The 24,675-nt window shown below is 37.1% G+C and carries 25 protein-coding genes; 22 read left to right on the top strand and 3 right to left on the bottom strand.

Annotated elements, in window-relative coordinates; genetic code table 11:
* The first annotated feature begins 8 nt into the window (after positions 1-8).
* From CVS93_RS02960 to epsC, 10 genes are all read left to right on the top strand, one after another.
* Positions 9-347, top strand: coding sequence for a DUF6394 family protein (locus tag CVS93_RS02960; RefSeq protein WP_021090699.1), 339 nt, complete (start codon positions 9-11; stop codon positions 345-347).
* An 8-nt stretch (positions 348-355) separates the two neighbouring features.
* Entirely contained in the window at positions 356-2,821 is a 2,466-nt protein-coding gene (leuS, locus tag CVS93_RS02955; RefSeq protein WP_107686524.1) for a leucine--tRNA ligase, read from the top strand.
* 3 nt (positions 2,822-2,824) lie between these two features.
* A complete protein-coding gene (gene lptE / locus CVS93_RS02950; RefSeq protein WP_107686523.1) occupies positions 2,825-3,364 on the top strand; it encodes an LPS assembly lipoprotein LptE in 540 nt (179 codons plus the stop codon).
* A complete protein-coding gene (locus CVS93_RS02945; RefSeq protein ID WP_107686522.1) occupies positions 3,345-4,919 on the top strand; it encodes a GGDEF domain-containing protein in 1,575 nt (524 codons plus the stop codon). Before lptE ends, CVS93_RS02945 begins: the two co-directional genes overlap by 20 nt.
* Positions 4,916-6,118 (top strand): Mur ligase family protein, encoded by a 1,203-nt coding sequence (locus tag CVS93_RS02940; protein WP_107686521.1) that lies wholly within the window; start codon positions 4,916-4,918, stop codon positions 6,116-6,118. Before CVS93_RS02945 ends, CVS93_RS02940 begins: the two co-directional genes overlap by 4 nt.
* Positions 6,099-9,044 (top strand): transcription-repair coupling factor, encoded by a 2,946-nt coding sequence (mfd, locus tag CVS93_RS02935; protein ID WP_107686520.1) that lies wholly within the window; start codon positions 6,099-6,101, stop codon positions 9,042-9,044. Before CVS93_RS02940 ends, mfd begins: the two co-directional genes overlap by 20 nt.
* Positions 9,041-9,805 carry an ATP-binding protein gene (locus tag CVS93_RS02930; protein WP_107686519.1) on the top strand — a complete coding sequence of 255 codons (765 nt, stop codon included), beginning with the start codon at positions 9,041-9,043 and terminating at the stop codon, positions 9,803-9,805. The genes mfd and CVS93_RS02930 overlap by 4 nt, the downstream gene beginning before the upstream one ends.
* Positions 9,802-10,470, top strand: a complete 669-nt coding sequence (locus tag CVS93_RS02925) for an endonuclease III domain-containing protein (RefSeq protein WP_107686518.1) — start codon at positions 9,802-9,804, stop codon at positions 10,468-10,470. The genes CVS93_RS02930 and CVS93_RS02925 overlap by 4 nt, the downstream gene beginning before the upstream one ends.
* A gap of 118 nt (positions 10,471-10,588) precedes the next feature.
* Positions 10,589-11,494, top strand: a complete 906-nt coding sequence (gene cysK / locus CVS93_RS02920; protein ID WP_107686517.1) for a cysteine synthase A — start codon at positions 10,589-10,591, stop codon at positions 11,492-11,494.
* A gap of 4 nt (positions 11,495-11,498) precedes the next feature.
* Positions 11,499-12,050, top strand: coding sequence for a serine O-acetyltransferase EpsC (gene epsC, locus CVS93_RS02915; RefSeq protein ID WP_107686516.1), 552 nt, complete (start codon positions 11,499-11,501; stop codon positions 12,048-12,050).
* Positions 12,051-12,075: 25 nt separating this feature from the next.
* On the opposite strand, the gene CVS93_RS02910 is transcribed toward epsC, so the two are convergent.
* The 3 genes from CVS93_RS02910 to rpmB all read right to left on the bottom strand — a co-directional run bounded on the left by CVS93_RS02910 (position 12,076) and on the right by rpmB (position 13,736).
* On the bottom strand, positions 12,076-12,276 hold the full coding sequence (locus CVS93_RS02910; RefSeq protein ID WP_107686515.1) for a YdcH family protein: 201 nt from the start codon (positions 12,274-12,276) through the stop codon (positions 12,076-12,078).
* 114 nt (positions 12,277-12,390) lie between these two features.
* On the bottom strand, positions 12,391-13,521 hold the full coding sequence (locus CVS93_RS02905; protein ID WP_021090478.1) for a potassium channel family protein: 1,131 nt from the start codon (positions 13,519-13,521) through the stop codon (positions 12,391-12,393).
* Positions 13,522-13,544: 23 nt separating this feature from the next.
* On the bottom strand, positions 13,545-13,736 hold the full coding sequence (rpmB, locus tag CVS93_RS02900; protein WP_021090707.1) for a 50S ribosomal protein L28: 192 nt from the start codon (positions 13,734-13,736) through the stop codon (positions 13,545-13,547).
* Between the two features lie 173 nt (positions 13,737-13,909).
* Between rpmB and CVS93_RS02895 the strand changes: the two genes are divergently transcribed.
* The 12 genes from CVS93_RS02895 (at position 13,910) to CVS93_RS02840 (ending at position 24,674) form a co-directional block, all read left to right on the top strand.
* Positions 13,910-14,656 carry a hypothetical protein gene (locus tag CVS93_RS02895; RefSeq protein ID WP_107686514.1) on the top strand — a complete coding sequence of 249 codons (747 nt, stop codon included), beginning with the start codon at positions 13,910-13,912 and terminating at the stop codon, positions 14,654-14,656.
* Positions 14,653-16,026: an anti-sigma factor antagonist gene (locus CVS93_RS02890; protein ID WP_107686513.1), complete on the top strand. Its 1,374-nt coding sequence runs from the start codon at positions 14,653-14,655 to the stop codon at positions 16,024-16,026. Before CVS93_RS02895 ends, CVS93_RS02890 begins: the two co-directional genes overlap by 4 nt.
* Positions 16,027-16,036: 10 nt before the next feature.
* Positions 16,037-16,684 (top strand): ribulose-phosphate 3-epimerase, encoded by a 648-nt coding sequence (rpe, locus tag CVS93_RS02885; protein WP_107686512.1) that lies wholly within the window; start codon positions 16,037-16,039, stop codon positions 16,682-16,684.
* Complete coding sequence (locus CVS93_RS02880; protein WP_107686511.1) at positions 16,681-17,481, top strand: 3'-5' exonuclease; 801 nt, start codon at positions 16,681-16,683, stop codon at positions 17,479-17,481. The genes rpe and CVS93_RS02880 overlap by 4 nt, the downstream gene beginning before the upstream one ends.
* A 106-nt stretch (positions 17,482-17,587) precedes the next feature.
* Positions 17,588-18,028, top strand: a complete 441-nt coding sequence (locus CVS93_RS02875) for a hypothetical protein (protein WP_107686510.1) — start codon at positions 17,588-17,590, stop codon at positions 18,026-18,028.
* A 180-nt stretch (positions 18,029-18,208) separates the two neighbouring features.
* Complete coding sequence (locus CVS93_RS02870) at positions 18,209-19,582, top strand: sodium-dependent transporter (protein WP_107686509.1); 1,374 nt, start codon at positions 18,209-18,211, stop codon at positions 19,580-19,582.
* 11 nt (positions 19,583-19,593) lie between these two features.
* A complete protein-coding gene (locus CVS93_RS02865) occupies positions 19,594-20,796 on the top strand; it encodes a M48 family metallopeptidase (RefSeq protein WP_107686508.1) in 1,203 nt (400 codons plus the stop codon).
* On the top strand, positions 20,786-21,598 hold the full coding sequence (prmC, locus tag CVS93_RS02860; protein WP_107686507.1) for a peptide chain release factor N(5)-glutamine methyltransferase: 813 nt from the start codon (positions 20,786-20,788) through the stop codon (positions 21,596-21,598). Before CVS93_RS02865 ends, prmC begins: the two co-directional genes overlap by 11 nt.
* A gap of 10 nt (positions 21,599-21,608) precedes the next feature.
* Complete coding sequence (locus tag CVS93_RS02855) at positions 21,609-22,088, top strand: DUF4149 domain-containing protein (protein ID WP_107686506.1); 480 nt, start codon at positions 21,609-21,611, stop codon at positions 22,086-22,088.
* Positions 22,072-22,854: a threonine/serine ThrE exporter family protein gene (locus CVS93_RS02850; protein ID WP_107686505.1), complete on the top strand. Its 783-nt coding sequence runs from the start codon at positions 22,072-22,074 to the stop codon at positions 22,852-22,854. Before CVS93_RS02855 ends, CVS93_RS02850 begins: the two co-directional genes overlap by 17 nt.
* A complete protein-coding gene (locus tag CVS93_RS02845; RefSeq protein ID WP_107686504.1) occupies positions 22,847-23,374 on the top strand; it encodes a threonine/serine exporter family protein in 528 nt (175 codons plus the stop codon). The genes CVS93_RS02850 and CVS93_RS02845 overlap by 8 nt, the downstream gene beginning before the upstream one ends.
* Before the next feature lie 277 nt (positions 23,375-23,651).
* A complete protein-coding gene (locus CVS93_RS02840) occupies positions 23,652-24,674 on the top strand; it encodes a hypothetical protein (protein WP_107686503.1) in 1,023 nt (340 codons plus the stop codon).
* Position 24,675 lies beyond the last annotated feature (1 nt).

Here is a 24,675-nt window from a genome sequence, read left to right as displayed (position 1 = left end):
GAGGGATAATGAACTGGGGAAAAGTTATCTACATATTTTTTGCATTGATGAGTCTTACGACTACGGCAGAATTTTTATATGATAAAAATGAGATTGCGCTTTTTGTGGCGGCTAGTATAAATTTGGTTTCAACGCTACTTAAGATCGGTGTTAAAAATTTACTCTCAGCTGAGCTTTTTGCAAGCTCACTGGTTGCTGATTTGCACCTTATACCAGCTTTTGTTATTTTGCAAGTCTCTGAAAATATAACACTTAGCTATTCGTTGGCTATTGGCGCAGTCATTGCAAATATATTTTCACTAGCCTTGGTTTTAATAGAATCAAGTAAAGCTCAAGAAGAATTTTAGGAGAAAAAATGGCTGAAAAGAGAAAATATGAGCCTTTAAAGATAGAAAAAAAATGGCAAGAAATTTGGGATAAAAATGAAGAATTTGAGCCAAAAGCCGATCTAAGCTTGCCAAAAAAATATATCCTAAGTATGTTTCCGTATCCAAGCGGACGCATACACATGGGGCATGTGAGAAACTACTCTATCGGCGATGCACTTGCTAGATCATATAGAAAAAGCGGCTACAATGTGCTTCATCCTATCGGCTTTGATAGCTTTGGTATGCCAGCTGAAAACGCAGCCATAAAACATAAAATTCACCCTAAAATTTGGACTTACGAAAACATTGACTATATGAAAAAAGAGCTTGCAAGCCTTGGTTTTTCATTTTCTAAAAAGAGAATTTTAGCCACATCTGACCCACTTTACACAAAGTGGGAGCAAAGCTTTTTTATAAAGATGTTTGAAAAAGGGCTTGTTTATAGAAAAAATGCAATTATAAATTGGTGCGAATACGATCAAACTGTGCTTGCAAATGAGCAGGTAGAGGATGGCAAATGTTGGAGATGTGGTAATGATGTTGTACAAAAAGAGCTTCCAGGATATTACTTTAACATCACAAAATACGCTAGCGAGCTACTTGATGATCTAAAACTTCTTGAGGGCAAATGGCCAAATCAAGTCATCACAATGCAAGAAAACTGGATCGGCAGAAGCTACGGCTTGGAGTTTAAATTTTATCTTGATGAGGCTTCAAAAGAGGCTTTAGGTGGTAAATTTGATGGCTTTGAAGTGTTTACTACAAGAGCTGATACGATTTACGGCGTTAGCTACACAGCTCTTGCGCCAGAGCATCCTATCGTAAAAGCACTTCTTGAGAGTGATAAAATTGATGAAAGCAAAAAGACAAAGATAAAAACAATCCTAAATCAAAGCCCAAGAGAGCGTCAAGCGAGCGAGAAAGACGGAGAATTTTTAGGAATTTATGTCGTTCATCCACTTACCAATGAAAAAATCCCAGTTTGGGTTGCAAATTTTATCCTAGCTGACTACGGTAGCGGCGCTATCATGGCTGTCCCCGCACATGATCAAAGAGACTTCGAGTTTGCAAGTAAATTTAATCTTCCTATAAAGCCAGTAGTAAAGTCGCTTGAGGGCGAGAGCGATAGCTCAAAAGCATATTCTGAGTATGGAATTTCTATAAATTCTGAGCTTATAAATGGGCTTGCTTCAGAAGAAGCTAAAAATTTCATAATAGAAAAATTTGAAAAAGATGGTTTAGGCAAAAGGATCACAAACTACAAATTAAGAGACTGGGGAATTTCTCGTCAAAGATACTGGGGTGCGCCAATACCTGTAGTACACTGCAAATGCTGCGGTGTAGTGCCTGAAAAAGAGGAAAATTTACCTATCGCGCTACCTGAAGATGTCGAGATCACAGGCGAGGGCAATCCACTTGATAAACACCCAACTTGGAAATTTACAAAGTGCCCAAAATGCGGCAAAGACGCGATCAGAGAGGCTGATACGATGGATACATTTGTGGAGAGTAGCTGGTATTTTGCTAGATTTGCAAGCGATGAGAAGACGTGGGAGCAAAAAGCGCTTGATGAAAAGAGTGTGAATTATTGGATGAATGTAGATCAGTATATCGGCGGCATCGAGCATGCGATCTTGCACCTTTTATACGCTAGATTTTTCCAAAAGGTCTTAAGAGATCTAGGCTATCTAAGAGATGACGAGCCATTTGAAAATTTGCTAACTCAAGGCATGGTCTTAAAAGATGGCAAAAAGATGAGCAAAAGTAAGGGCAATGTCGTAGATCCTGACGATATTATCAATAAATATGGTGCTGATACGGCAAGGCTATTTATCCTTTTTGCAGCGCCTCCTCAAAAAGAGCTTGAGTGGAACGATAGCGCAGTTGAAGGCGCATTTAGGTTTTTAAATAGGCTTTGGGAGAAGGCACAAACTATCAAAAAGATAGACGAACTGCCTCAGATAGATCATGAAAGCCTAAACAAAGATGAGAAATTTGCAAGACTAAAAATTTATGAAGCGCTTAAAAAATCAACCGAAGTTTTTGGCGACACATTTGCTTTTAATACACTAATCGCTGCTTGTATGGAGGCACTAAATGCCATAAATACTCAGGATAACGAAGATGTAAATGCTGAAGGCTTTTTTATTATCTTAAATTTGCTTGAGCCTATCGTGCCGCACATCGCAAATGAGCTTAGCGAAGAGTTATTTGGCCGTAAGAATTTTACAAAGCTTGAAATGAAAGAAGAGGTTTTTGTAAAAGATAGCATCGCTCTTGCAGTTACAGTTAATGGTAAGAAAAGAGCCGAGTTTGAAGTGGTAGCGAGCGAGAGCGAGAGTGAAATTTTAAAACTAGCTAAGCAAAATGTGGCTAAATGGCTTGAAGGAAAAGAAATTTTAAAAGAGATTTATATAAAAGGCAAATTGGTAAATTTTGTCATTAAAGGATAAATTTTGAGATATTTTTTAGCGTTTTTTATTGCGATATTCATATGTGGATGTGGTTATAAACCAGTTTCAAAGATCACACATGATCTAGTCGGCGATAAAATTTATATTGATGTGATCATCAGTAAAGAAGAACCAAAAAATAGTGTTTGGATAAAGGATGCTGTAAAAGAGGGCATGGTCGCAAGGCTAAATAAAAATTTATCAAGTAAAGAGAGTGCTGATACTTCGATAATTATTTCGGTAAAAGATTTAAATTACGAAGCGATCATTTATGATGAGTTTGGCTACATTACGTCATATAAAGCACATTTAAGCTTAAATTATAAGACTAAATTTAAAGATGGTAGCGTGGTTGATATTCCAGCCACTGGCGAGTATGACTTTAGTGTCGCAAGACGTCAAAAAGATGTAAGATTTGCTGACAGCATTCTTAGTGATACTCAAAAATACGAAGCTATCAAAGAGGCATCAAAAGAGGCCTTTGATGAGTATATCGCAAGTTTAGCGGTAAAAGGATATAGAAATGGCAGCAGTAACCGTTAGTCAAATAGTCAAGGAAGCCTTAAATGAGATCAAAGATCGCCATTTGATGCTAACGCCAGAGAATTACACTGAAGTCTATAATGAAATTTCTAAAAAATATGGCTTTACAACAGAAGAGAGTAAAAAGATAGAAAAATATATCTCAAGGCTTGGTGATGAATATAAAAATCAAGCCCTAAGCCTTCATATAAAGACGGTCGATGAGTTTGTCGCTTTTATGACTGCTAGGCTCTCTAGAGGTGCTCAACAAGGAGCAAGTCTTGCAACTGATGATAAAAAACTACAGTCACTAAATGCATTTGCTAGAAGAATCCTCCAAGCAATCTCAATGCTTCACAATAAAGATGCAAAAAGCTTAGCAGAGCAAAGTATGCAGCTGCTCGCTAGAAGATATGATGAGAAAAATCTTGAAGAGATGTGCCTTAGATGGTTTGACTTTGTTAGCTCTTACGACACTGAATTTTTAGAATTTTTGAAATATTATGGTGTTAGAAATTTTGATGATTTAAAGACAATGAGTTCTGAACTTGAGAAATTTCTTACACAAAAAGATGAAGATGGCGAAGAGGATGTTTTGATTCAGCTTTTAAGCCTTACTCTTGAGCCTTCTATTACAAAGGATCTTGATGAAGAGCTTAGTTCGATAAGAAGTACTTTGAAGCAAAATCCTAAAATCTTAAGTAGCAAAGAATTTCAAGAAAAGGTAAAGGCATTTGTTGATCGCAGAATAGAAGAAGATAGAACGGAAATCATAGAAAAAGTTGGTTCGCTAAATAATGTCTTGCAAAATATAAGCGAGAGAATTTCTGATATCGCGGTTAGTTCACAAAGTAGTTCTGATAAAGTAAAAAGCATTAAAAATGATCTTAAAAATGTAAATTTAAATACAAACAGTATTGATCAAGTAAGAAGCATGCTTATTGAGATCGCTGGTGCTTTGGAGATCGAGAGCAAAGAGCTTGGTATCGAGATGCACAATAGGCAAGCTACTATCTTAGAGCTTCAAAACAGAGTGAATAGCCTTGAAAAAGAGCTTGAGGAAGCCAAGCTGGAGAGCAAAGAGGACTTTTTGACAAAAGTATCTACTAAGCGTGCTTTGATGAACGAGATTCAACGCATTGAAGAAGCGTATAAACGCTATGGGACTGATTACTCTATATGCTTTGTTGATATTGATCATTTCAAAAGCATAAACGATACTTATGGGCATGAGGCTGGAGATGTTATTCTTTCGGCGGTAGCTCAAGTGCTTAAGAAAAATGCTAGAAAGGTTGATTTTGTTGGTAGATATGGCGGTGAAGAATTTGTAATCTTACTTCCAAGCACTGGCTTAAAAGATAGTGTTAAATTTGGAGATAAGCTAAGAAGTATGATAGAAAATTTCAAATTTATCTATAAAAATGAGCGTATTAAGGTTACTATCAGCTCTGGTATAGCGACAAGAAGTGCAAATTTAAGCGAGACGATGACGCTTGAGGCTGCCGACAAGATGCTTTATCTCTCAAAAGAAAATGGTAGAAATCAAGTAATGCCAAAGATAATCGAGGAAAAATGAGCCTAGCTAAATTTCTTGACGGCAAACCACTTTACTACAAAGAGATTGACTATGGCAGGATTATTAGAGCGTATGCGACTATAAAAGAGCATATAAAGCCATTTAAGATTATTCACATAATAGGCACAAATGGCAAAGGCAGTACAGGCCGCTTTTTAGCGCAAATTTTAAGCCAAAATGGTGCAAAAGTAGGGCACTACACAAGCCCTCATATATTTAAATTTAACGAGCGATTTTGGCTAAATGGTGAGGTTGCTAGCGATGAAATTTTAGAAGCAGCTCACGAGCGCTTGCAAGGACTTCTAAGCGATGAATACAAGATAAAAACGAGCTATTTTGAGTATATGACGCTGCTTTCTGCCGTGCTTTTTGAGGGTTGCGACTATTTTGTCTGCGAAGCTGGCATGGGTGGTGTGCTTGATGCGACAAATGTTTTTGAAAAAGAGTTAAGTATTTTTACGCCTATTGGACTCGATCATACGGCAGTTCTTGGAGATAGCTTAGAAGAAATTTCTCGCACGAAATTTGAAGCTATGGGTAAAAGAGCTATTTTAAATGATGAGATGAACGAGATAAGCGTTGCTATCGCAAAAGAGATCGCAAGCGAGAGGGGCGCAATTTTGAGCTTCCCAAGAGAAATTTTAACCAAAGAAAATTTAAACGAGATCGCAAACTATGCAGATAAATTTAATCTGCCAGAGTTTTTACGATCAAATTTAACTCTAGCCTACGCCGCAGCTAAAATTTTAGATAATAGCATAGATATCAAAAAGCTTGGTACTCTTACGCTTCGAGGCAGATGCGAAAAGATCGCTTCAAATTTATATGTGGATGTTGGTCACAACGAGCTTGGCGCAAAGGCTGTGGCTAAGAAATTTAGCTCTAAAGAGTTTAGTGACAAGAAGCTAACTCTAGTTTATAACTCGTTTTTAGATAAAGATTTCAAGGCGGTTTTGGCAGCTTTAAAGCCAGTCGTTGAGGACGTGCTGCTTTATCACTACTACTGCGAGGGCAGGGAGCTTGGCGGAGAGCTCATAAATAAAGCGTTAAACGAGCTTGAAATTTCACATAGAGAGTTTGAGCCAAGCGATATGAACGATATAAAAGAGGCAAAAAACGGCAAAATTTATCTAGCCTTTGGCTCATTTCATCTAGCCGAAGCCTTTTTAAAAGAGTACTATGCAAGCAAAGGTCTATGAGTATCTTTTAACACACGCCCCACAAATTCTCATCTGTGAAGATGACAAAGAGGCGGAACTTTGCGCTGATGCGGCCAGTTTTGCTGGTTTTAGTGCATTTAGGTTACCTGATTTTAGAGCTAAAAAGGGCGATGATCTAAGAAGCTTTAACGAAGAGCTTTTTGAAATTTCATCCGTTCTTAGCAAATACTATAAATTTGATGGCAAAAAGATCATCATAAGCCCATTTAGCACGCTTTTAAACCCACTTCCAACGCAAAAAAACCTAGAAAGCTCAACGATCAAGCTAAAAGATAATCTAAATTTAAGCGAATTTACCGACTTACTCATACGCTTTGGCTATGAGTGTGTAGATATCGTTGAGAGCGTTGGTGAGTTTAGTATCCGCGGTGAAGTGATCGACATTTACGGCGTAAATATGGATGATCCTGTTAGGATTTTACTCTTTGGTGATGAGGTTGAGAGCATAAGAAACTATAACACTGCCACGCAAATTAGCAATAAAGCCGAGCTAAGCGAGGCCGAGATCGTTCCTTTTATCGCAAATTTAAGTAAAGACGAGTTTGAAAAGGTCAGCCAAAAGATCGAAGATATGCAAAGTGACGCCCTGGTGAGCGACCTAAATTCGCTTGGATTTTGGGTGATCGATAGCTTTAGTGACTATTTAAAAGTTTTTGACTCAAAGCTTGTTAAAAAGATCGATTTTGAAATTTATGATGTGCCCAAGGAGAAATTTAAGGGCATTGAAATTTTACCTGAACCAAAGTTTTATAAAGACCTAGAGGTCACTTTAAATTTTGACTTTTTTGAGCTAAATAAAAGCAAAAGCATAACCGTTCTTTCAAGAAATGAGGGACTTTTTAAGGGCTATGAGCTTGATAGCTTTACAAATGTAAAGCTTGAAATTTCGCCTCTTGTGGTAAATATAACTTCAAGCGACAAGATCGTAGTCTCACTAAATAAATTTGAGAAAAAAAGGCGAGTTAAACGCTCAAGTCTTGTGGTAGACGAGTTAAAAGTAAATGACTATGTCGTGCATGAAGACTATGGTATAGGTAAATTTTTAGGGCTTGAAAAGATCAAAGTTTTGGGTGCTACGAAGGAATTTGTGGTCATTGCTTATCAAAATGACGACAAGCTTCTTTTGCCAGTAGAGCATCTAAATCTAATCGATCGCTACATCGCACAAAATGGCTCTATGGCGGTGCTTGATCGCCTCGGCAAGGCAAATTTTGCCAAGATAAAAGAAAAGGTTAGAGAAAAACTCTTTGCGATCGCTTCAAAGATCGTAGCAATGGCGGCAAAAAGAGAGCTCGTGGCTGGTAAAATTTTGCAAAAAGAAGACATCTCTTATCTAAATTTTGTTCAAGACGCTGGCTTTTCATATACGAGTGATCAGCAAAAAGCGGTAAATGATATAAAAGATGAGCTAAAAAGCGGAAAGGTCATGGATAGGCTGCTTAGCGGAGATGTTGGCTTTGGTAAGACTGAAGTTGCGATGAATGCTATATTTACCTGCATAAAATCAGGCTTTAGCGCCTTCTTCTTTGTCCCAACGACGCTGCTTAGCTCGCAGCACTACAAGACGCTAAGCCAGAGATTTAGCAAATTTGGCATAAAGGTCTTTAGGCTAGATCGCTTCTCAAGTGCTAAAGAAAAATCAAGCCTGCAAAAAGCGCTAAAAGAAAATGAGCCTATAGTTTGCGTGGGTACGCATGCACTTCTTGGTGTAAAGGCTGAAAATTTGGGGCTTATAGTGGTTGATGAGGAGCATAAATTTGGCGTTAAGCAAAAAGAGCAGCTAAAAGAAATTTCTCAGCACTCGCACATCTTAAGTATGAGTGCCACGCCGATACCAAGAAGCCTAAATATGGCACTTAGCAAGATAAAAACATATAGCATTTTAGCCACTCCGCCAAGCTCGAGGCTGGATGTGAGGACAAGTGTCAGAGAGTGGGACGAGAAGGTCGTCAAAGAGGCGATCATGCGTGAGCTAAGACGCGGTGGTCAGACCTTTTACATCCACAACCACATCGCAGACATCGAGCAGACGGCAAATGAGCTAAGAAAAATTTTGCCAAAGCTTAGAATTTTGATACTTCACTCAAAGGTAAATGCAAAAGTCGCTGAAGATGAGATGATGAAATTTGAGCGTGGCGAGTATGACTTGCTGCTTTGCACCAGCATCGTTGAAAGCGGCATCCACTTGCCAAATGCAAACACTATAATCGTAGAAAATGCTAATAAATTTGGTATGGCTGACCTGCATCAGCTCCGTGGGCGAGTTGGCAGAAGCGATAAGCAGGCTTACTGCTACTTTTTGGTTGAAGATAAAGATGCCATTAGCAAGGACGCTTTAAAACGACTTGTGGCGCTTGAGGGCAACTCGTTTTTGGGCGCTGGCTCGGTGCTTGCCTATCACGACCTTGAGATAAGAGGTGGTGGCAACATCATCGGAGAGGCACAAAGCGGCCACATCGAGGCTATCGGCTACTCGCTATATCTAAAGATGCTAGAAGATGAGATAAACAAGCTTCTAAATCAAGACTCCGCAAAGCTTGACAAGATCGATCTAAAGCTTAGTGTAAGTGCCTTTTTAAATCAAGAATTTATAAGAGAAGATAGGCTAAGGCTTGAAATTTATAGGCGCCTTAGCAAGTGTAAAGAGGTAGCCGAGGTCTATGAGATACAAAGCGAGCTTGAGGATAGATTTGGCAAGATAGATACATTTACAAAGCAGTTTTTAGACGTTATCATCATCAAAATTTTAGCTCTAAAAGCTGGCATAAAAACGATCTCAAACAGCGAGCAAAACATACTAATAACAAAAAATGATGATGAGAAAATCAGGCTAAAGTCACGTAGCAAGGACGATGATGATGTTTTGGCTGAAATTTTGGTCTATCTAAGAAAGGATAAGAAGTGATAGATTGGGGTGTGAAATACGCAGCGATTTATAAAAGTACAAAAGGCATGCTAAAACCAGTTGATGATATTGATTTTGTAGATATCGACTCACTTTATGGACTAGAAAAACAAAAAGAAATTTTGCTAAAAAATACTCTAAATTTTATAGAAGGCAAGGATGCGAACCACGTGCTTCTTTGGGGCGAGAGAGGATGTGGCAAGTCAAGCCTTGTAAGGGCTATTTTTACTAAATTTTATAAAGCCGGACTTCGCATCATTGAGATCGGCTGCGAGGATCTAAAATACCTTGGCGACATTATCGATGAGATCAGAAAGAGCGAGTTTAAATTTATCATTTTTTGCGACGATCTAAGCTTTGAAAATGGTAGTAATGAGTATAAATTTTTAAAGCCTATTATGGATGGCTCTATCCAAAAGCCGCCTAAAAACGTACTTTTATACGCCACATCAAACCGCAGACATCTAATAAGCGAGTTTAAAAGCGAAAATGAAAACTCAGAGCTAATTGACGGCGAAATCCACTACAGCGATGCAGCTCAGGAGAAAATTTCTCTATCAGATCGCTTTGGTCTTTGGATCAGCTTTTATCAAGGCAACTACGACGAGTACCTAAAAATGGTTGATTTTTACTTTAAAGACTACACTGGCGACAAAGATGAGCTTCACACTCTTGCTAAAAATTTTGCCACGCTAAGAGCCAGCAGAAGCGGCAGGACTGCAAAGCAGTTTTATCTAACTTTTAAAGAAAATTTAAAATGAGATCAACCGATCTGTTTTTAGCTTTGCTAAATCACAAAAAGAGAAATTTAGACGAGCTAAAATGGCCAGGTGAGGGCACTTTTGAGGTTATTTTGGGTGCTATCTTGGTGCAAAATACTAACTGGAAAAACGTAGAAAAAGCGCTAAATAATCTAAAAAATGCCAGTAAAGATAGCCTACAAGGCATTTGCGCGCTTGAAAACAGTGAGCTTGCCATACTCATAAAGCCAAGTGGTTTTTACAACACAAAGGCAAAACGCCTAAAGACACTTTGTCTAGCTATAAAAAATGAATTTGATAATTTTGAAAATTTTAAAGAAAACGTAAGTCGTGAGTGGCTAATAAACGTAAGAGGCGTTGGAGCCGAGACTTGCGATGCGATACTTGCTTATGCTTGTGACAAGCCATATATGGTCGTTGATGCTTACGCGCTTAGGATAATGGCGTATTTTGACTATACTTTTGAGAGCTACGATGAGGCGGCTGAGTGGTTTAGTTCGCTTGATTATGATGAAATTTATAAATTTCTTGATAGCGAGAAATTTGATGAGGTTGAAATTTTAAAACTCTACCACGCTCTTATTTTGGAGTTTTGTAAAGAGAATTTCAAAGGTAAAATTTTAAGCCAAAATGGTCAAAAAATATTAAGCAGCATTAAAAATTAAACTACTAATATGTAACAACTCTTTATAAATTTGCCAAAGATTGGGGCTTTTTATAATCTATTTTAAAATTCTGTGCTAAATTTACACAAAATTTATCTTATTTATTTTAGGAGGAGTGATGATCTACGATAACATCGTAAAAACGATCGGTAATACACCTATCGTAAAGGTTAAAACAGGTGCTGACGAGGCTGAAATTTACGTAAAATTAGAGTTTTTTAATCCAGGTGGCTCTGTAAAAGATAGGATCGCATTTAATATGATAACCAAAATGCTAGCTGACGGTACGCTAAAACATGGCGATACGATCGTTGAGCCAACGAGCGGAAATACTGGTATTGGCGTAGCGATGTGTGGTGCTGCACTTGGTTTTAAAGTGATACTTTGCATGCCAGAGAGCATGAGCATCGAAAGACGTAAAATAGTGGCTGCTTATGGCGCACAACTTGAGCTTACTCCAGCATCTGGTGGTATGAAAGCAGCGATCGCAAGAGCTACAGAGCTAGCAGCTCAGCCAAATCACATAATGCTAAGCCAGTTTGAAAACAAGTATAACCCACAAGCTCACGAACTAACAACAGCAGCTGAGATTGTGGCTGATTTTAGTAAGCTTGATGCATTTGTAGCTGGCGTTGGTACAGGTGGCACGATAAGCGGCGTGGCAAAAGTTCTAAAAGAAAAGGGCTATGATACTGAGATCATCGCAGTTGAGCCTGAAGCATCGCCGGTTTTAAGTGGTGGCAACCCAGGGCCGCATAAAATTCAAGGCATTGGAGCAGGATTTTTACCAAATACTATGAATATGAGCTTAGTTAGCGAAGTAGAAAAAGTAAGCAACGATGACGCACTAAACGCAGCTAGATCAATCGCTAAAAGTGATGGACTCATGATAGGTATAAGTGGTGGTGCTGCTTACGTAGCCGCAAAAAGAGTAGCTAAAAGACTTGGCGCTGGCAAAAAAGTACTTTTCATAGCTCCAGATAATGGCGAAAGATACTTAAGCACAGAGCTTTACGGAGCGTAAAAATATGTGGGAGAGTCTAAATGAGCTAGTTCAAACTGTTCGTGAAAAAGACCCATCGGTACATAAGTGTTGCTTTTTGGCAATACTTATAAACACTCCTGGCATTCATGCGGTTTTGTTTCATAAAATTTCTCATTTTTTATATAAAAAAGGGCATTTTTTTCTAGCTAGACTCATCTCACAAATTGCAAGATTTTTAACAGGCATTGAGATCCACCCAGGCGCAAAGATCGGTAGGAGATTTTTTATAGATCATGGCATGGGTGTGGTTATAGGTGAGACAGCTGAGATAGGTGATGATGTAATGATGTATCATCAAGTAACACTTGGAGGCACTGGAAAAGAGTGTGGCAAAAGGCATCCGACTGTAAAAAATGGTGTGACTATCGCAGCTGGCTCAAAGATACTGGGTGCCATAACGATCGGTGAAAATGCCAAGATCGGCGCAAACTCGGTCGTGCTAAAAAATGTCCCAGCAAACGCGACAGTCGTTGGTATACCAGCAAGAATAGTTCGAGTAAATGGGACAAAATTTGAACCAGAGTTTATTATCTAATCTCAAAGATTAGATAAATTTATTATTACTTTTTATACTTTAAAATTTGAGCATAAATTTCGTCTTTTAGTTTTAACTTCTCTTTTTTTAAATTATCAATTTCAGATGGTTTTGCCAAATTGTCGTCTATTTTTTTATTTAGCTCATCATGTTTTTTGCAAAGAGTAGCAAAACGAGCATCGGTTTTCTTTAGCTCATTTATAAGGTCTGTATATTCATGTAACATATCGGCTCCTATAAATTTTTGAGAAATTTTATCAAGACTTTGTAAATGCTTGGATATAAAATAGACGCCAAGCCATTGTTTAAATTTTTAAAAAGAGTGAGTAGAAAATTTATTTTATACGTATTTAAATTCTTCAGGTTTGTGTTTGCTTTTTACAACACGCTTGGTTAGACGTATTCCATCAACGGTACCGATAACTAAAAGCTTTGATCCTGTCCCCACTAATGTATCGCCATTTGGCATTGGTACAAAATTATTATTTATATCCCTAATGCCCACTATGTCTGCATTTGTTATGTTTCGTAGATGAGTTTCTTTTAATCTTTTAAATCTTATCCAAGAGTAATCAGGAACAAGAATTTCTTCTATATCGATAGGTGAATTTTTTGTATACAAAAACTGCTCTAATAAATTTTCCATGTCCGGCCTTACGCTCATGGCACTTAACCGCTGCGCGACTAAGCGAGATGGACTTACCACATTGTCAGCGCCTAATTTTTTTAATCTTTGCGTATCGTCTTCTGTCTCTGCGTTTGTGATGATATGATAAGGCTTTCTGCGACCTATCTCTTTTTCATAAAGTCTTACAGATGCTATAAGGGCGATGTTATCAGCAATATTTGAGCTAAGAGTTATAAGACCTTTTGCGCTTGATAGATGTGTTTTCAAAAAGGCAATTTGTGTATGTGGCTGAGCTTTTATGAAATATGGATATTTATAAATTTGAGCTAGCTCTGCGATATCTTCTCTGTCATCGACTACAACAAAAGGTATATGATTTTCGCGAAATTGAGCACTAAGTTCGATTGTGTATAGATTGTGATAACAAATAACGAAGTGATTTTTTAGTCTTGCGATCCTATAAAGCATGCGTCGTTCCTTTAAAATGCTAATTAATGTACCTCTTTTTAAAACCTCAACCACAATACCAATCGATAGTGTAAATATAATAAAACCAATAAGTATAAATGTGATAGTAAAAATTCTGCCCTTTGGAGTTATTGGAGCAACTTCGGTAAAACCAACTGTTGTAAAAGTCATACCAGCTTGGTAAAAGGCATCTATTAGCGAAAAATTATCTATTAAGACGTAACCTAATGTTCCAAAAAGTAACAGCAATACGACTGAAATTAGTGGAAATCTAAAAGGTTTTAATTGTTCGTAAAGCTCAGTATCTAGGCTTATTTCTGGTTTTGTAGAGTTTGACCAGTTGAGGAATTTTAAAAGTCTTGAGAGAAAAGACATAAATTCCTCTTCATTTTATATTCTTAGTTTGATTGTTTCTTCATCGTTCTTAGAGTAGAAGCAGCAACTTTTATCTTTCTTGTAGTACCATCTTCTAGTGTAACACGAATCGTTCTAAGATTTGGCAAGAATCTTCTTTTGGTTTTATTGTTAGCGTGGCTCACATTGTTGCCTATCATCGGTCCTTTGCCTGTTATCGCACATCTTTTTGACATTTTTTTTCCTTATAAACAAAAATTTCTGCTGATTTTATCTAAAACAAACAAAAGTAATGCTTAAATAGATTCTTTTTTAAAAGAATTGATTTTTATTAATAATCTAGATAAAATAACGCCTTTGCCTATAATTATAAATAGCAAAAATATTTAGAAATCTTGAGTGATACAAAATGCTTAGTAAAGAGTTGATCGAAAAAAATGTTGATTTTGTTTTACAGATGCCAACTCTTTTTGAAAAGGTCGAGCACTTTTTGTTAGCTGGTAATGTAATTGAGGCGGTTACTACTTTACAAAATATAGCGTCTTTTAAAACTTATTTTAGCTCCATTTTTAAGCGTGCAAAATTTGATATTCCTTATGATGGTAATGATTTGGTAGTAATAGCAAATATGCTTGGCATTGATACTTTTAGAGCGATAGTGCTTTCTTATTTTATATTTTTAAAATCCCCAAAAATTTATAAGGTATTTAATTTTAAAATCGTTGATTTGATCGAGCTTAATGCTAAAATTTTATCAGATTGGCTAAAAGTATTAAATTCTTTTAAAGAAAAACGATACAGCTATTTATCACTTGCTCCGTATTCTATTGCCTGTATTATAGTGTGTGAGAATTTATTTTCGAAATTTCCATCTTGTATGTCAGACGTTATTTCGTATTCTGACGTAAGCTATAATAAAATTTTGCAAAAAAAATATGGCTTTAATATTTTGGATATTTTTTTAAAAGCAATGAATATGAACAAACAATCATTAAGCAAGATTGATAAAGAGATGTTTTGTTTTTTTGAGATTTTGCTCTCTTATGAGTCCAGTAGGCCTGAATTTTATGATTTTGGAGTTGATAAAATTTTAGACATCAATGTTTATCCAGAGATGCAAACCATTATATTTATTAAAAAAGCTCTACAAAAATGAAATTAACTTTTAATGGTTCTATGGCTATTATAAGGCCTTTTGGTTTTTTGGAAGCAGAGAATGTTCCATTAAAATTAAGTGAAAAATATATAAACCAAATTTCATCGCGTGATATCAGCGCTATACTGCTCTCACTAAAAAATGTTACATTTTTTAGTCCTATTTGGCTTGGTAGAGTAATTGAAAATTTAAGCGAAGAAGCGCAAAAGCTTGGCGTAGTATTTGCGATTTGTGATTACAATGAAATTTTTTATGAATTGATGATGAAAACAGTTAAGAATATTTTAAATATTTCAATGTTTGAAAGTGAAAATATCGCAAGCTTATTTTTAAATAAATTTCTAAACAACGCAAATGACAAAGTATTCATTTATAACTCAACTGAGCAGTACAAGCACTATTTAGCTAATTATCTCAAAAATCGCTCATTTAATGTGGTTGAGGCTAGAGATGCGACCGAGTTTAATAAAAAAAAGAATTTATATAGTTATGCAGTGTCGCAGCTAAATCATGTGAGATTAAGACAAAATCAGATAGATACTTTTATAAAAGATGGTGTCGTTGTTTATGCCATAAAAAGTTTTATGGATTCAGATTTTATTGAAGATTTTGATATGTCAGCTCATGACATTATGCTAAAAATCGGATATAAATTTTTTATTTTATGGGTAAATATTTCTGGTGCTTTAAATATAAGAGGCGCAAAATTTCTAATCAAACTTGCTAACATTAGCAAAATATCAGGTGCATTTATTTCGCTTTGTGGCATAAACGAATCAAATTTATCTATTGAATTAGTAACATACCTTAAAGATGCAAATATATTTATCTATAAAAATTTAAATGACTTTTACAAAGATGACACTATTTTTTATCTTAAAAAAAGAGACTTTGATGCAGAGCCAGTAGATATCAACAAGAGTGTGGCTCAAATTTCATCTTATGTGACGCAAATCGCGAGCAAAATTATCTCACAGTTAGCAGAAGAAGAAATTTTGTGTGTTGATACCAAAGTTAGTGCGCTTGACATAGAGGATGAGTGCGATTACTTGCGTATTTGTGTTCAGTATTATGGTGATATTTACGCAAGAGTGCTATTTGGAGTAAAAAAAGATAAGTTAGATAAAATTTGCTCTATTTTTATGCCTGAAGGCAATGATTCAAATGATTGTTTAAGTGGATATTCTCAAATTTTTAGTATCATTACAGATAAATTTTTGACTCATCTTTGGCAAAAAGGCATAAAAGTAAAAGTTAGCTTGCCTAAAATTTTATCCGATGATGTTTTTTTCGATCACAATAGTATAGGTATTATGAATAGGCTAGATGCAAAAGATGACGAAATTGGCTTTATATTTGTAACTAAATAAGGAGAAAAAAATGTACGTTGCACCTAGTATTTTATCGGCTGATTTTGGAAATTTGGCAGCTGAGATAAGAGCCATTTGCGAGGCTGGGTGCGATCTGGTGCATGTTGATGTTATGGATGGGCATTTTGTGCCAAATTTAACTATCGGGCCAGTTGTAGTAAATGCCGTTGCAAAAGCAGCCACAAAGCCACTCGATATTCATTTAATGGTTGAAAATAACTCGTTTTTTGCTGATCTTTTCTTGCCGTTAAAGCCAAAATTTCTAACCTTTCACATTGAAGAAGAGAAGCATCCATTAAGGCTCATCGATCACATTAGAAAAAATGGTGTAAGTCCTGGCGTCGTGCTAAATCCACATACGCCAGTTAGTGCGATCGAGCATATTATTGATGAAGTCGATATGGTGCTTTTGATGAGCGTAAATCCTGGCTTCGGCGGTCAGAAATTTATGCCAGTTGTGCTTGAAAAAACAAGGGCACTACGAGAGCTGATAGAACGAAAAAACGCTAAGTGTTTGATCGAAGTAGACGGTGGTGTAAACGGACTAAATGCGCCTGATCTTGAAGAGGCCGGAGCTGATATCTTGGTAGCTGGTAACTACATCTTCTCATCAAATTCTTACGAACAAGCCATTCGCGCAATAAAGCTTGAGTTTTGAAACCAAAAAAACAGCGTTTAGAAAATAGCATAGAAATTTTAGCCAAGCAAAATTTAGGCTACCATGAGTTTATTTTAAGATTTAGCGATATTGAAGAAATTTCATCACTCATTGACGTGCGCGATCTTGATATGTGGCGAACTCTTGGGCTTGACATCACTAGAAATGAAGAGAATGAGATCGAGCTTGGCACGAGATTTAGAGATATTGGCGAGCAGGAATTTTGCGTGGTTGATATCGAAACGACTGGCGGTACGACGAGCGGACAGATCATTGAAATCGGTGCAATCAAAATGAAAAATGGCGTTGAGATAGGGCGTTTTGAAAGCTTTGTGGCAGCTAATGAGGTGCCTGAAAATATCACCGAGCTAACCGGCATAAAGGCGAGCGATCTAGTTGGTGCTCCAAATTTACTAAATGTGCTTGAGCGGTTCAAAATTTTTCTTGGAACTAGCGTCTTTATCGCGCACAACGTAAATTTTGACTACGGATTTATCTCTCATAGCCTAAATGAGATCGGCCTTGGCGTGTTGCTAAATAGAAAGCTTTGTACCATCGATCTTAGTCGCCGCACTATTGCTTCGCAAAAATACGGACTTGGCTCGCTAAAAGAGCTTCTTGGCATAAACAACACCCACCACAGAGCGTTAAATGACGCAATAGCGGCAGCTGAAATTTTTAAAGTCTGCCTCACACGCCTACCTTTTAGTATTCAAACGACAGAGGATCTCATAAGCTTTAGCAAAACAGCTCCAAGCGTGAAGCTAAAACCCGAACCGGTTTTATGTGCGAATTAGCAATAAAAAATTATCCTTAATCCTAAATTTAATCATTAATTTTTATGTGTTCTTTGTTTTTAAAGGATTATGGGCAGTTTACTAAATTTTACAAAAAAGGAGGCAAATGAGCCAGAAAAATTTAGTTTCAAATTTAATCTCAGCTGACGATGAGGTGCTCGCTTTTTTGTCAAAATTTGGTGAAAATTGGTGCGTGAGTAATGATGGAGTGGAGTTTATAGAACAAAATTTGACCTTTATCGGCTCAAAACCAGTTTTGCAAAATTTAAAAGATTACAAAACGGCTGAATATAAAAAATTTGCCGACATTAAAAAATTTCTCAGCTCAAATCCAAGTATCAAAAGTAAAATTTTAAGTGGTGATATAAGCTACATCGGCGACAACTTAACAAATATAGAGGTTAAATTTGCGCCTAAGTATTTTTACGATTTTTTAAAATTTATAGTTGAAAATATCCCAGAGCATCACTATTTTTGTGGTCCCAAGGAGGGCTGGATATTGTTCATTGCGATGGAGGGATATGTAGAATTTGGTGTTTTGCACTAATAAATTTATTTTTAAGCAGTTGTCTAAAATTGTCAATAAAAACAAAACGTGAAAGAAAAATTATTCGTAAAAATTCTTAGAATTAACAAAAAAACTGAGCTTGCATCCTAACACCGCTTATTGCTAGCAAAATTTAATCAATTTTTTTATATAATCCCTATTTTTCACAAAGGCAAAAAGATGGATAGAAAATCTTGGAGTTCAAGGCTCACATACATTTTAGCTGTTGCAGGAGCTACGGTCGGCTTTGGTGCGACGTGGCGTTTTCCGTATCTAGTCGGGCAAAACGGCGGCGGTGCCTATGTACTCGTGTTTTGCATCGCTATGATCGTGATCGGCATACCGATGATTTTAGCCGAAAACGCGATCGGCAGACGCCTAAAATGCAACGCTGTGGATGCCTTTGGTGGATCGATAAATGGCAAAAAGATCAGCAAAAAGTGGCAGATCGTTGGCTGGATGGGGCTTGTTGGTGCATTTGGCATTATGGCTTACTACATGGTTATTGGTGGCTGGGTGTTAAACTACATTGCCCAAATTTCATTTGGTTTGCTTGATCTCTCGCATGTGGTTAGTTTTGAGGAGACAAGTGCGTTTTATGAGCAAAATATCGTAAGCAATCCACTTGCTATCAGCTTTGCGACTCTTGTTTTTGTGCTGGTTAATTACGCTATTTTGGTGCAGGGTGCGGTCGGTGGTATCGAGCGATCAGCGAAATTTTTAATGCCACTACTTTTTATTTTAATGCTTATTATGATTGCTAAAAATATCACACTTGATGGTGCAATAGAAGGCGTAAAATTTTACTTAACGCCTAATTTTTCAAAGATAAACTTAAAGCTTTTCGTTGATGTTTTGGGGCAAGTCTTTTTTGCGCTTTCACTTGGGTTTGGTGTGATGATCACGCTTTCTAGCTTTGTGAAAAAGGATGAGGGTTTGGTTAAAATTTCTATCATTACAGGCATTTTAAATACGGTAATCGCTGTGCTTGCAGGCTTTATGATATTCCCTTCTCTTTTTAGCTATGGCGTATCGCCAGATAGCGGCCCAAGCCTTGTGTTTAAGAGTTTGCCAATCGTTTTTTCTCACATGCCATTTGGTGGTTTTTTCGCGGTTGCGTTTTTTACACTATTAATGATCGCTGCACTTACGACATCACTACCAATATATGAAGTAATAATCACGACACTTCAAGAAAAATTTAAGATAAAACGCAAAAAGGCAATATTTTTAGTCCTTGGCGGTATATTTATTTTAGGAAATTTACCTTCGCTGATGGCCACAAATATACTAAGTCATGTAAGTATTTTTGGTAAGAATATTTTTGATGCATATGATGCAATAAGCGCAACGATATTTTTTGTATTTACTTCATTTGGTTGTGCAATATTCGTAGGTTGGGTGCTAAAAGACGATGCAAAAAAAGAAATTTTGCAAGGTAGTGAAAAACATGCAAAACTAATAAATGTCTGGTTTTGGTATATTAAATTCGTCGTGCCGTTTATCATTTTGGTGCTTTTTATCAGCTCGTTTTACGATAATTTTTTAAAATAGGGCGTAAAAATATGTTTTATTTTTTACTCGGTATTTACTTTTTTTACGTCGCCGCAAAGGCGATTTTGGCGATTTTGCAGATAAATTTTATACGCGCAGAGGCCAAAAAGCCAGCTGTCGTGCTAGAGCAGGGGGAGTATGAAACCGCCGCTGCCGCAGCAATAACTAATCAAAAATTTGAGATAGCAGGCCTACTTTATCACGCCGCGATATTTATGATGTGGGCGTGCTGGGGGCTTGGCGCGATATCGGGGCATGCCTATAAAACGGGAGATATAGGCGATAACGTCTTTATGGTTATGGTATTTTTGCTCGTTTCGTCGCTGTTAGAACTGCCGCTAAACATCTACGAAACCTTTGTCAAAGATAAAAAGCTCGGCTTTTCAAACGTTACGCCTAAAATTTTCGCGCTTGACCTGCTTAAAACGCTCGCGCTAACGCTAGTGTTTGGCACGCTGTTTGTGTGGCTGGTGCTGCTTTGCATTAGATTTTTGGGCGATTTTTGGTGGTTTTGGGCGTTTTTGCTTAGCTTTGCCGTCGCGCTTGTTATAAATCTCATCTACCCGACGCTCATCGCGCCTATCTTTAACAAAATGCAACCGCTAGAAGAGGGTGAGCTAAAAAGCCGTATAGAAGGGCTTTTAGCGCAGTGCGGGTTTAAAAGTAGCGGCGTTTTCACGATAGACGCCAGCAAGCGCGACAACCGCTTAAACGCCTATTTCGGTGGCCTTGGCGCGACTAAACGCGTGGTGCTTTTCGACACGCTCGTTAAAAAACTAAGTTTAGATGAGATAATCGCCGTTTTGGGGCACGAGCTGGGACACTTTAAGCACAAAGATATCCTAAAAATGATCGCTCTAAGCGCGGTTATGCTTTTTGCGATGTTTTTGATATTCGGCAATATCCCTGACGCGGCGTATCAAGCGCTTGGGCTTCATAGCGGAGGCGGCGGAACGATCGTATTTTTACTGCTTTTCTCGCCGATTTTCGGATTTTTATTTTCGCCGGTGAGCTCGTATTTTAGCCGCGCGAACGAATTTGGCGCCGATAGATTCGCTGGCGAGGTCTCAAACAAAGCCGACATGATAAGCGCGCTAAAAAAGCTAGGCTCCGAAAACAAGGCCTTTCCAAAGGCTCATCCTCTCTATGCGTTCGTTTATCATTCGCACCCAAGCCTTTTTGAGCGTATAAATGAGCTAGAAAATGAAAATTGAAGAGGCTCTTAAAGAGGCTAGTTTAAGGCTAAGCTCACTTTGTCAAAATCCAAGCAGAGTGGCTAAAATTTTGCTTATGAACTATCTTGATGTAAGCATTGAATGGATATTTTTAAATCAAAAAAATGAATTTGATGAGAGCAGCTATTTTGCTCTAGTTAAAAGGTATGAAAACTATGAGCCTCTTGAATATATAACTGGTAAAGCTAGCTTTTATGGGCTTGATTTTTACGTGGAAAGCGGAGTGCTGATCCCAAGACCTGAAACAGAAATTTTAGTGGATAAAGTAATAGAAATTTCACGCGAATATAATGAACCAAAGATCGCAGAAATAGGCATAGGAAGCGGCATTATTAGTATCATGCTGGCTCTAAAAACAAAGGCAAATATTGTAGCGACAGATATCAATGAAAAAGCTTTGATACTTGCAAAAAAAAATGCAGATAAATTTGATGTAGGCGGGAGGATCAAATTTTTAAACTGCTCTTATGTGGATGAAATTTTAGAAGATATTGATATTTTGGTTTCAAATCCGCCATATATTGCAAGAAGCTATAAACTTAGTAAATTTGTACTAAATGAGCCAGAAAGTGCGCTCTTTGGAGGCGAAGTAGGAGATGAAATTTTAAAAGATATTATTCTCATAGCCAAAGATCGTAATATCAAAAACGTTGCTTGTGAGATGGGGTACGATCAAAAAGCAAGTATGCAAAAATTCTTAGAGGCCAATGGTTTTGAGTATAGTTTTTACAAAGATTTGGCTGGCTTTGATAGAGGCTTTAGCGCGAAGTTAAAAATATAAAGGAGAGAATTTGAGAGGAGTTTATTTTTTGCTTTTGGCAGTACTTATAGGAGCTGAGCTAACGCTTGGTATCTTGGTGGCGCCAGTCATATTTTTCCCACAAAGCATCATAGGAGATGGCGTACTTACGCATTTTATGAGCGGTCAAATGATGACAAAGATATTTTTGAAATTTAATTATATTTTGCTTTTTATAAGCATAGTTATAATGATTAGCGAGCTATTTGATCTTAGAAAAAAGCTTATTTTTTCACTAAAATTTAGCATGTTAATGCTTGCTTTTTTAAATTTGGCTTTAGCTTTGAGCTTTGTATTTTTCTTTACGCCTTTTATAGTTTACGCTCAAAATTTGGGTGTTGACGCGACACAGACGGCTGAATTTGCCAAAATGCATAGTGCGAGTGAATATGTGATGAAAATCATGCTTGTTTTGCAAATCATTTTATTTTTTGTGAAATTTAAGATTAGTCAAAATGAACTCAAAGCCTGATATTCAAGTCTTAACAAATTTTCTAGCCGAATACACGAGTGCGATGGTGAGCGCTGGTACCTACACCGCACGCGTAGAAAAGTGCGTAGATCGCATAGCTAAACACTACGGCTACGACGTTAGCGTGACGATTTTTGTGAAGTATTTTACGATTAGCGTCATGGACTCGGCCGACAACTCCCTGCGCCGAACTTACGTAAAAAAGATCCCGTTTGGTCATGTGAGCTTTAATCGCATTTCCGAGCTTTCGTCGCTTAGCTGGCGGATTTTGGATGAAAATTTAAGCTTAGACGAGGCTAAAGAGCAGTTTGAGGGCGTCATGCGCATCGGGGCGAATAAATTTGCAAGCTCGCTTATTTTAATAAGCCTTGCAAATGCGGCGTTTTGCAGGCTTTTTGGCGGAGATGCGGGCTCGGTCGTATGCGTATTTTTCGCGACGCTTGTTGGATATAGCCTTAAATTCGCGCTTGCTAAAATGGGCGTAAATTTAAAAATCCAATACGTTTTGGTCTCGTTCGTCGTCTCTTTTATCGCTTATCTTGGCGTATTTTACGGCTTTACGCACACTAGCGACGTCGCGATCGGCTCGTCGATACTCTTTTTGATGCCGGGCGTTTTTCTCATAAACTCGGTCTTTGATATCCTAAACGACAACACGCTTGTAGGCATCAGCAGAGCCGTGAGTACGGGTATCTTGATACTTTGCATCGCGGTGGGCGTCTATATTACGCTCTCGCTTAGCAACGCGGAGATTTTACATGTTTGAGCTTTTGACCGCGACTCTTATAGACGGCGCTTTTGCCGCGGTGGCGGGGCTTGGCTTTGCCTACGCTAGCTCTCCGCCTAAAAGAACCCTCGCATATTGCGCGCTGCTTGCGGCATTTGCGCACGCTAGCCGCTTTTGGATCATGCAGATGGGATTTTTTAACATCAGCGTCGCCACGCTTATCGTCTCGTTTTTAAGCGGGATTTTAGGTATGCTCTTTGCCAAACGGCTCAAAGTGCCCGCCGAGATCATCGCGTTTCCGGCGCTTTTGCCGATGGTGCCCGGAGTTTACGCGTATAAGGGCATTTTGGCGCTATTTTCGTTTCTAAACGAGCCTAATATCGCTAAGAAAAACGAATATCTAATTATATTTTTCGATAACGCGATCACGACTACTACGGTCTCGCTAGCGCTAGGCGTAGGCGTTTCGGTGGTGCTTATTTTATTTTACGATCAATCCTTGATGATAACTCGCGGCGCCAAGTGTGGTCTGCCGACGAGAAAGACGCGCAAGGGATAAATTCATTTTTTAAAAGACAAATTTGTTCGTTGCGTTTTGGGACTTCCTATTATTTTGACTTAAAATTTATAAATTTTCTAATGTAATAGCTTTTTATAAAAAACTAAATGTGTGCTAATAATTGTATTAATTATGAGAATTTGTTTAAAGTTAAACGATGTATGTTTTTTAAAGAAATCAAATAAATTTGAAGCCATTAACATATAGTATAGAGGTAATAAATAGGTAAATAAATCTTTATTAAAACACAAAAAAATAAATTAAAGAATAAGGTGTTATGATTGTTGCAAAAAAACAGCACAAGAGTTATAGTATGACAAAAGGTCAAATGCGTGGATATCTATATGAAATTTTTATTTCATATTGGTTACAACAAAATGGATTTGTAAAATGTGGAAAAGGTTGCCCTGGTATTTTAAATGGCAACATAGTAACTAAAAATGGAGAGATAAAAGGCAGAGGAACTAATCATCAAATTGATTTTGTGGGAATTTACTCCAGAAATATACCCTTTGTTTTTCCGATAAGGCTACTAGCGGAGTGTAAATTTTGGGATAAAAAAGTAGATAAATCTTTTATTAGAGAATATATAGGAGCATATAAAGATATATCTGAAAACTACATATCCTCTCAAAAAGACAATAAGTATAGATTTTTGGATGTCCCTGTAATATTCTCTGCAAGCGACTTTGACAAAGAGGCTGTTAATTTAGCTTGGGCACAAGGTATAAATATAGTATCTCACTCTAGGCTGCCTATCTTAAATAATATGTTGCAAACAATAAACAATATAGTTGATACTATAGAACAAAACGATTGCGACTTTAATGAAGTAAAAGTAGATATTCAAAGCTATTTAACTCAAGGTAAAGCATACATTGATGTGCACAATGAATTGTTAAATAAATATTTTTTCCATAATGTAATTCCAGAAATAAATACTTTTTTATTTGCTACAAATGACAAAGGAGCCTTGATAAATCTTATAAGCAAAGACGAATTCCCTGATGAGCTTTTTTTTGAAACAAACGTAGCAGATTGTAGAATATATTTTGATAACGATAGTTTTGATGGCAATAATGAAAGAGTATTTTATATTGTATTAAATAGGGACAAAATGAAAAGAAAATTTTATTTTCAGGCAAATGAAACTTTGATGAGCAAAATTTTTCCAAGGCTATCTTTAGAGATTAGAAGGTATGAAAAAATGAAATTTATCTCAAAGTTATCAATTGTTAAAGAAATAAAAAAGCTTACAAGAATAATTGAGCTTACAGTAAATTTTGAATCCGGAGATTAAA

This window comes from Campylobacter concisus, assembly GCF_003048535.1.
Taxonomy (GTDB): Bacteria; Campylobacterota; Campylobacteria; order Campylobacterales; family Campylobacteraceae; genus Campylobacter_A; species Campylobacter_A concisus_S.
This window is presented reverse-complemented; position numbering and strand designations above follow the sequence as displayed.

Excerpts from the sequence above, each read along its gene's own strand:
- CVS93_RS02960 (WP_021090699.1), top strand. The coding sequence starts at position 9 with ATGAACTGGGGAAAAGTTATCTACATATTTTTTGCATTGATGAGTCTT.
- leuS (WP_107686524.1), top strand. The coding sequence starts at position 356 with ATGGCTGAAAAGAGAAAATATGAGCCTTTAAAGATAGAAAAAAAATGG.
- CVS93_RS02945 (WP_107686522.1), top strand. The coding sequence starts at position 3,345 with ATGGCAGCAGTAACCGTTAGTCAAATAGTCAAGGAAGCCTTAAATGAG.
- CVS93_RS02940 (WP_107686521.1), top strand. The coding sequence starts at position 4,916 with ATGAGCCTAGCTAAATTTCTTGACGGCAAACCACTTTACTACAAAGAG.
- mfd (WP_107686520.1), top strand. The coding sequence starts at position 6,099 with ATGCAAGCAAAGGTCTATGAGTATCTTTTAACACACGCCCCACAAATT.
- CVS93_RS02925 (WP_107686518.1), top strand. The coding sequence starts at position 9,802 with ATGAGATCAACCGATCTGTTTTTAGCTTTGCTAAATCACAAAAAGAGA.
- cysK (WP_107686517.1), top strand. The coding sequence starts at position 10,589 with ATGATCTACGATAACATCGTAAAAACGATCGGTAATACACCTATCGTA.
- epsC (WP_107686516.1), top strand. The coding sequence starts at position 11,499 with ATGTGGGAGAGTCTAAATGAGCTAGTTCAAACTGTTCGTGAAAAAGAC.
- CVS93_RS02910 (WP_107686515.1), bottom strand. The coding sequence starts at position 12,276 with ATGTTACATGAATATACAGACCTTATAAATGAGCTAAAGAAAACCGAT.
- CVS93_RS02905 (WP_021090478.1), bottom strand. The coding sequence starts at position 13,521 with ATGTCTTTTCTCTCAAGACTTTTAAAATTCCTCAACTGGTCAAACTCT.
- rpmB (WP_021090707.1), bottom strand. The coding sequence starts at position 13,736 with ATGTCAAAAAGATGTGCGATAACAGGCAAAGGACCGATGATAGGCAAC.
- CVS93_RS02895 (WP_107686514.1), top strand. The coding sequence starts at position 13,910 with ATGCTTAGTAAAGAGTTGATCGAAAAAAATGTTGATTTTGTTTTACAG.
- CVS93_RS02890 (WP_107686513.1), top strand. The coding sequence starts at position 14,653 with ATGAAATTAACTTTTAATGGTTCTATGGCTATTATAAGGCCTTTTGGT.
- rpe (WP_107686512.1), top strand. The coding sequence starts at position 16,037 with ATGTACGTTGCACCTAGTATTTTATCGGCTGATTTTGGAAATTTGGCA.
- CVS93_RS02875 (WP_107686510.1), top strand. The coding sequence starts at position 17,588 with ATGAGCCAGAAAAATTTAGTTTCAAATTTAATCTCAGCTGACGATGAG.
- CVS93_RS02870 (WP_107686509.1), top strand. The coding sequence starts at position 18,209 with ATGGATAGAAAATCTTGGAGTTCAAGGCTCACATACATTTTAGCTGTT.
- CVS93_RS02865 (WP_107686508.1), top strand. The coding sequence starts at position 19,594 with ATGTTTTATTTTTTACTCGGTATTTACTTTTTTTACGTCGCCGCAAAG.
- prmC (WP_107686507.1), top strand. The coding sequence starts at position 20,786 with ATGAAAATTGAAGAGGCTCTTAAAGAGGCTAGTTTAAGGCTAAGCTCA.
- CVS93_RS02850 (WP_107686505.1), top strand. The coding sequence starts at position 22,072 with ATGAACTCAAAGCCTGATATTCAAGTCTTAACAAATTTTCTAGCCGAA.
- CVS93_RS02845 (WP_107686504.1), top strand. The coding sequence starts at position 22,847 with ATGTTTGAGCTTTTGACCGCGACTCTTATAGACGGCGCTTTTGCCGCG.
- CVS93_RS02840 (WP_107686503.1), top strand. The coding sequence starts at position 23,652 with ATGATTGTTGCAAAAAAACAGCACAAGAGTTATAGTATGACAAAAGGT.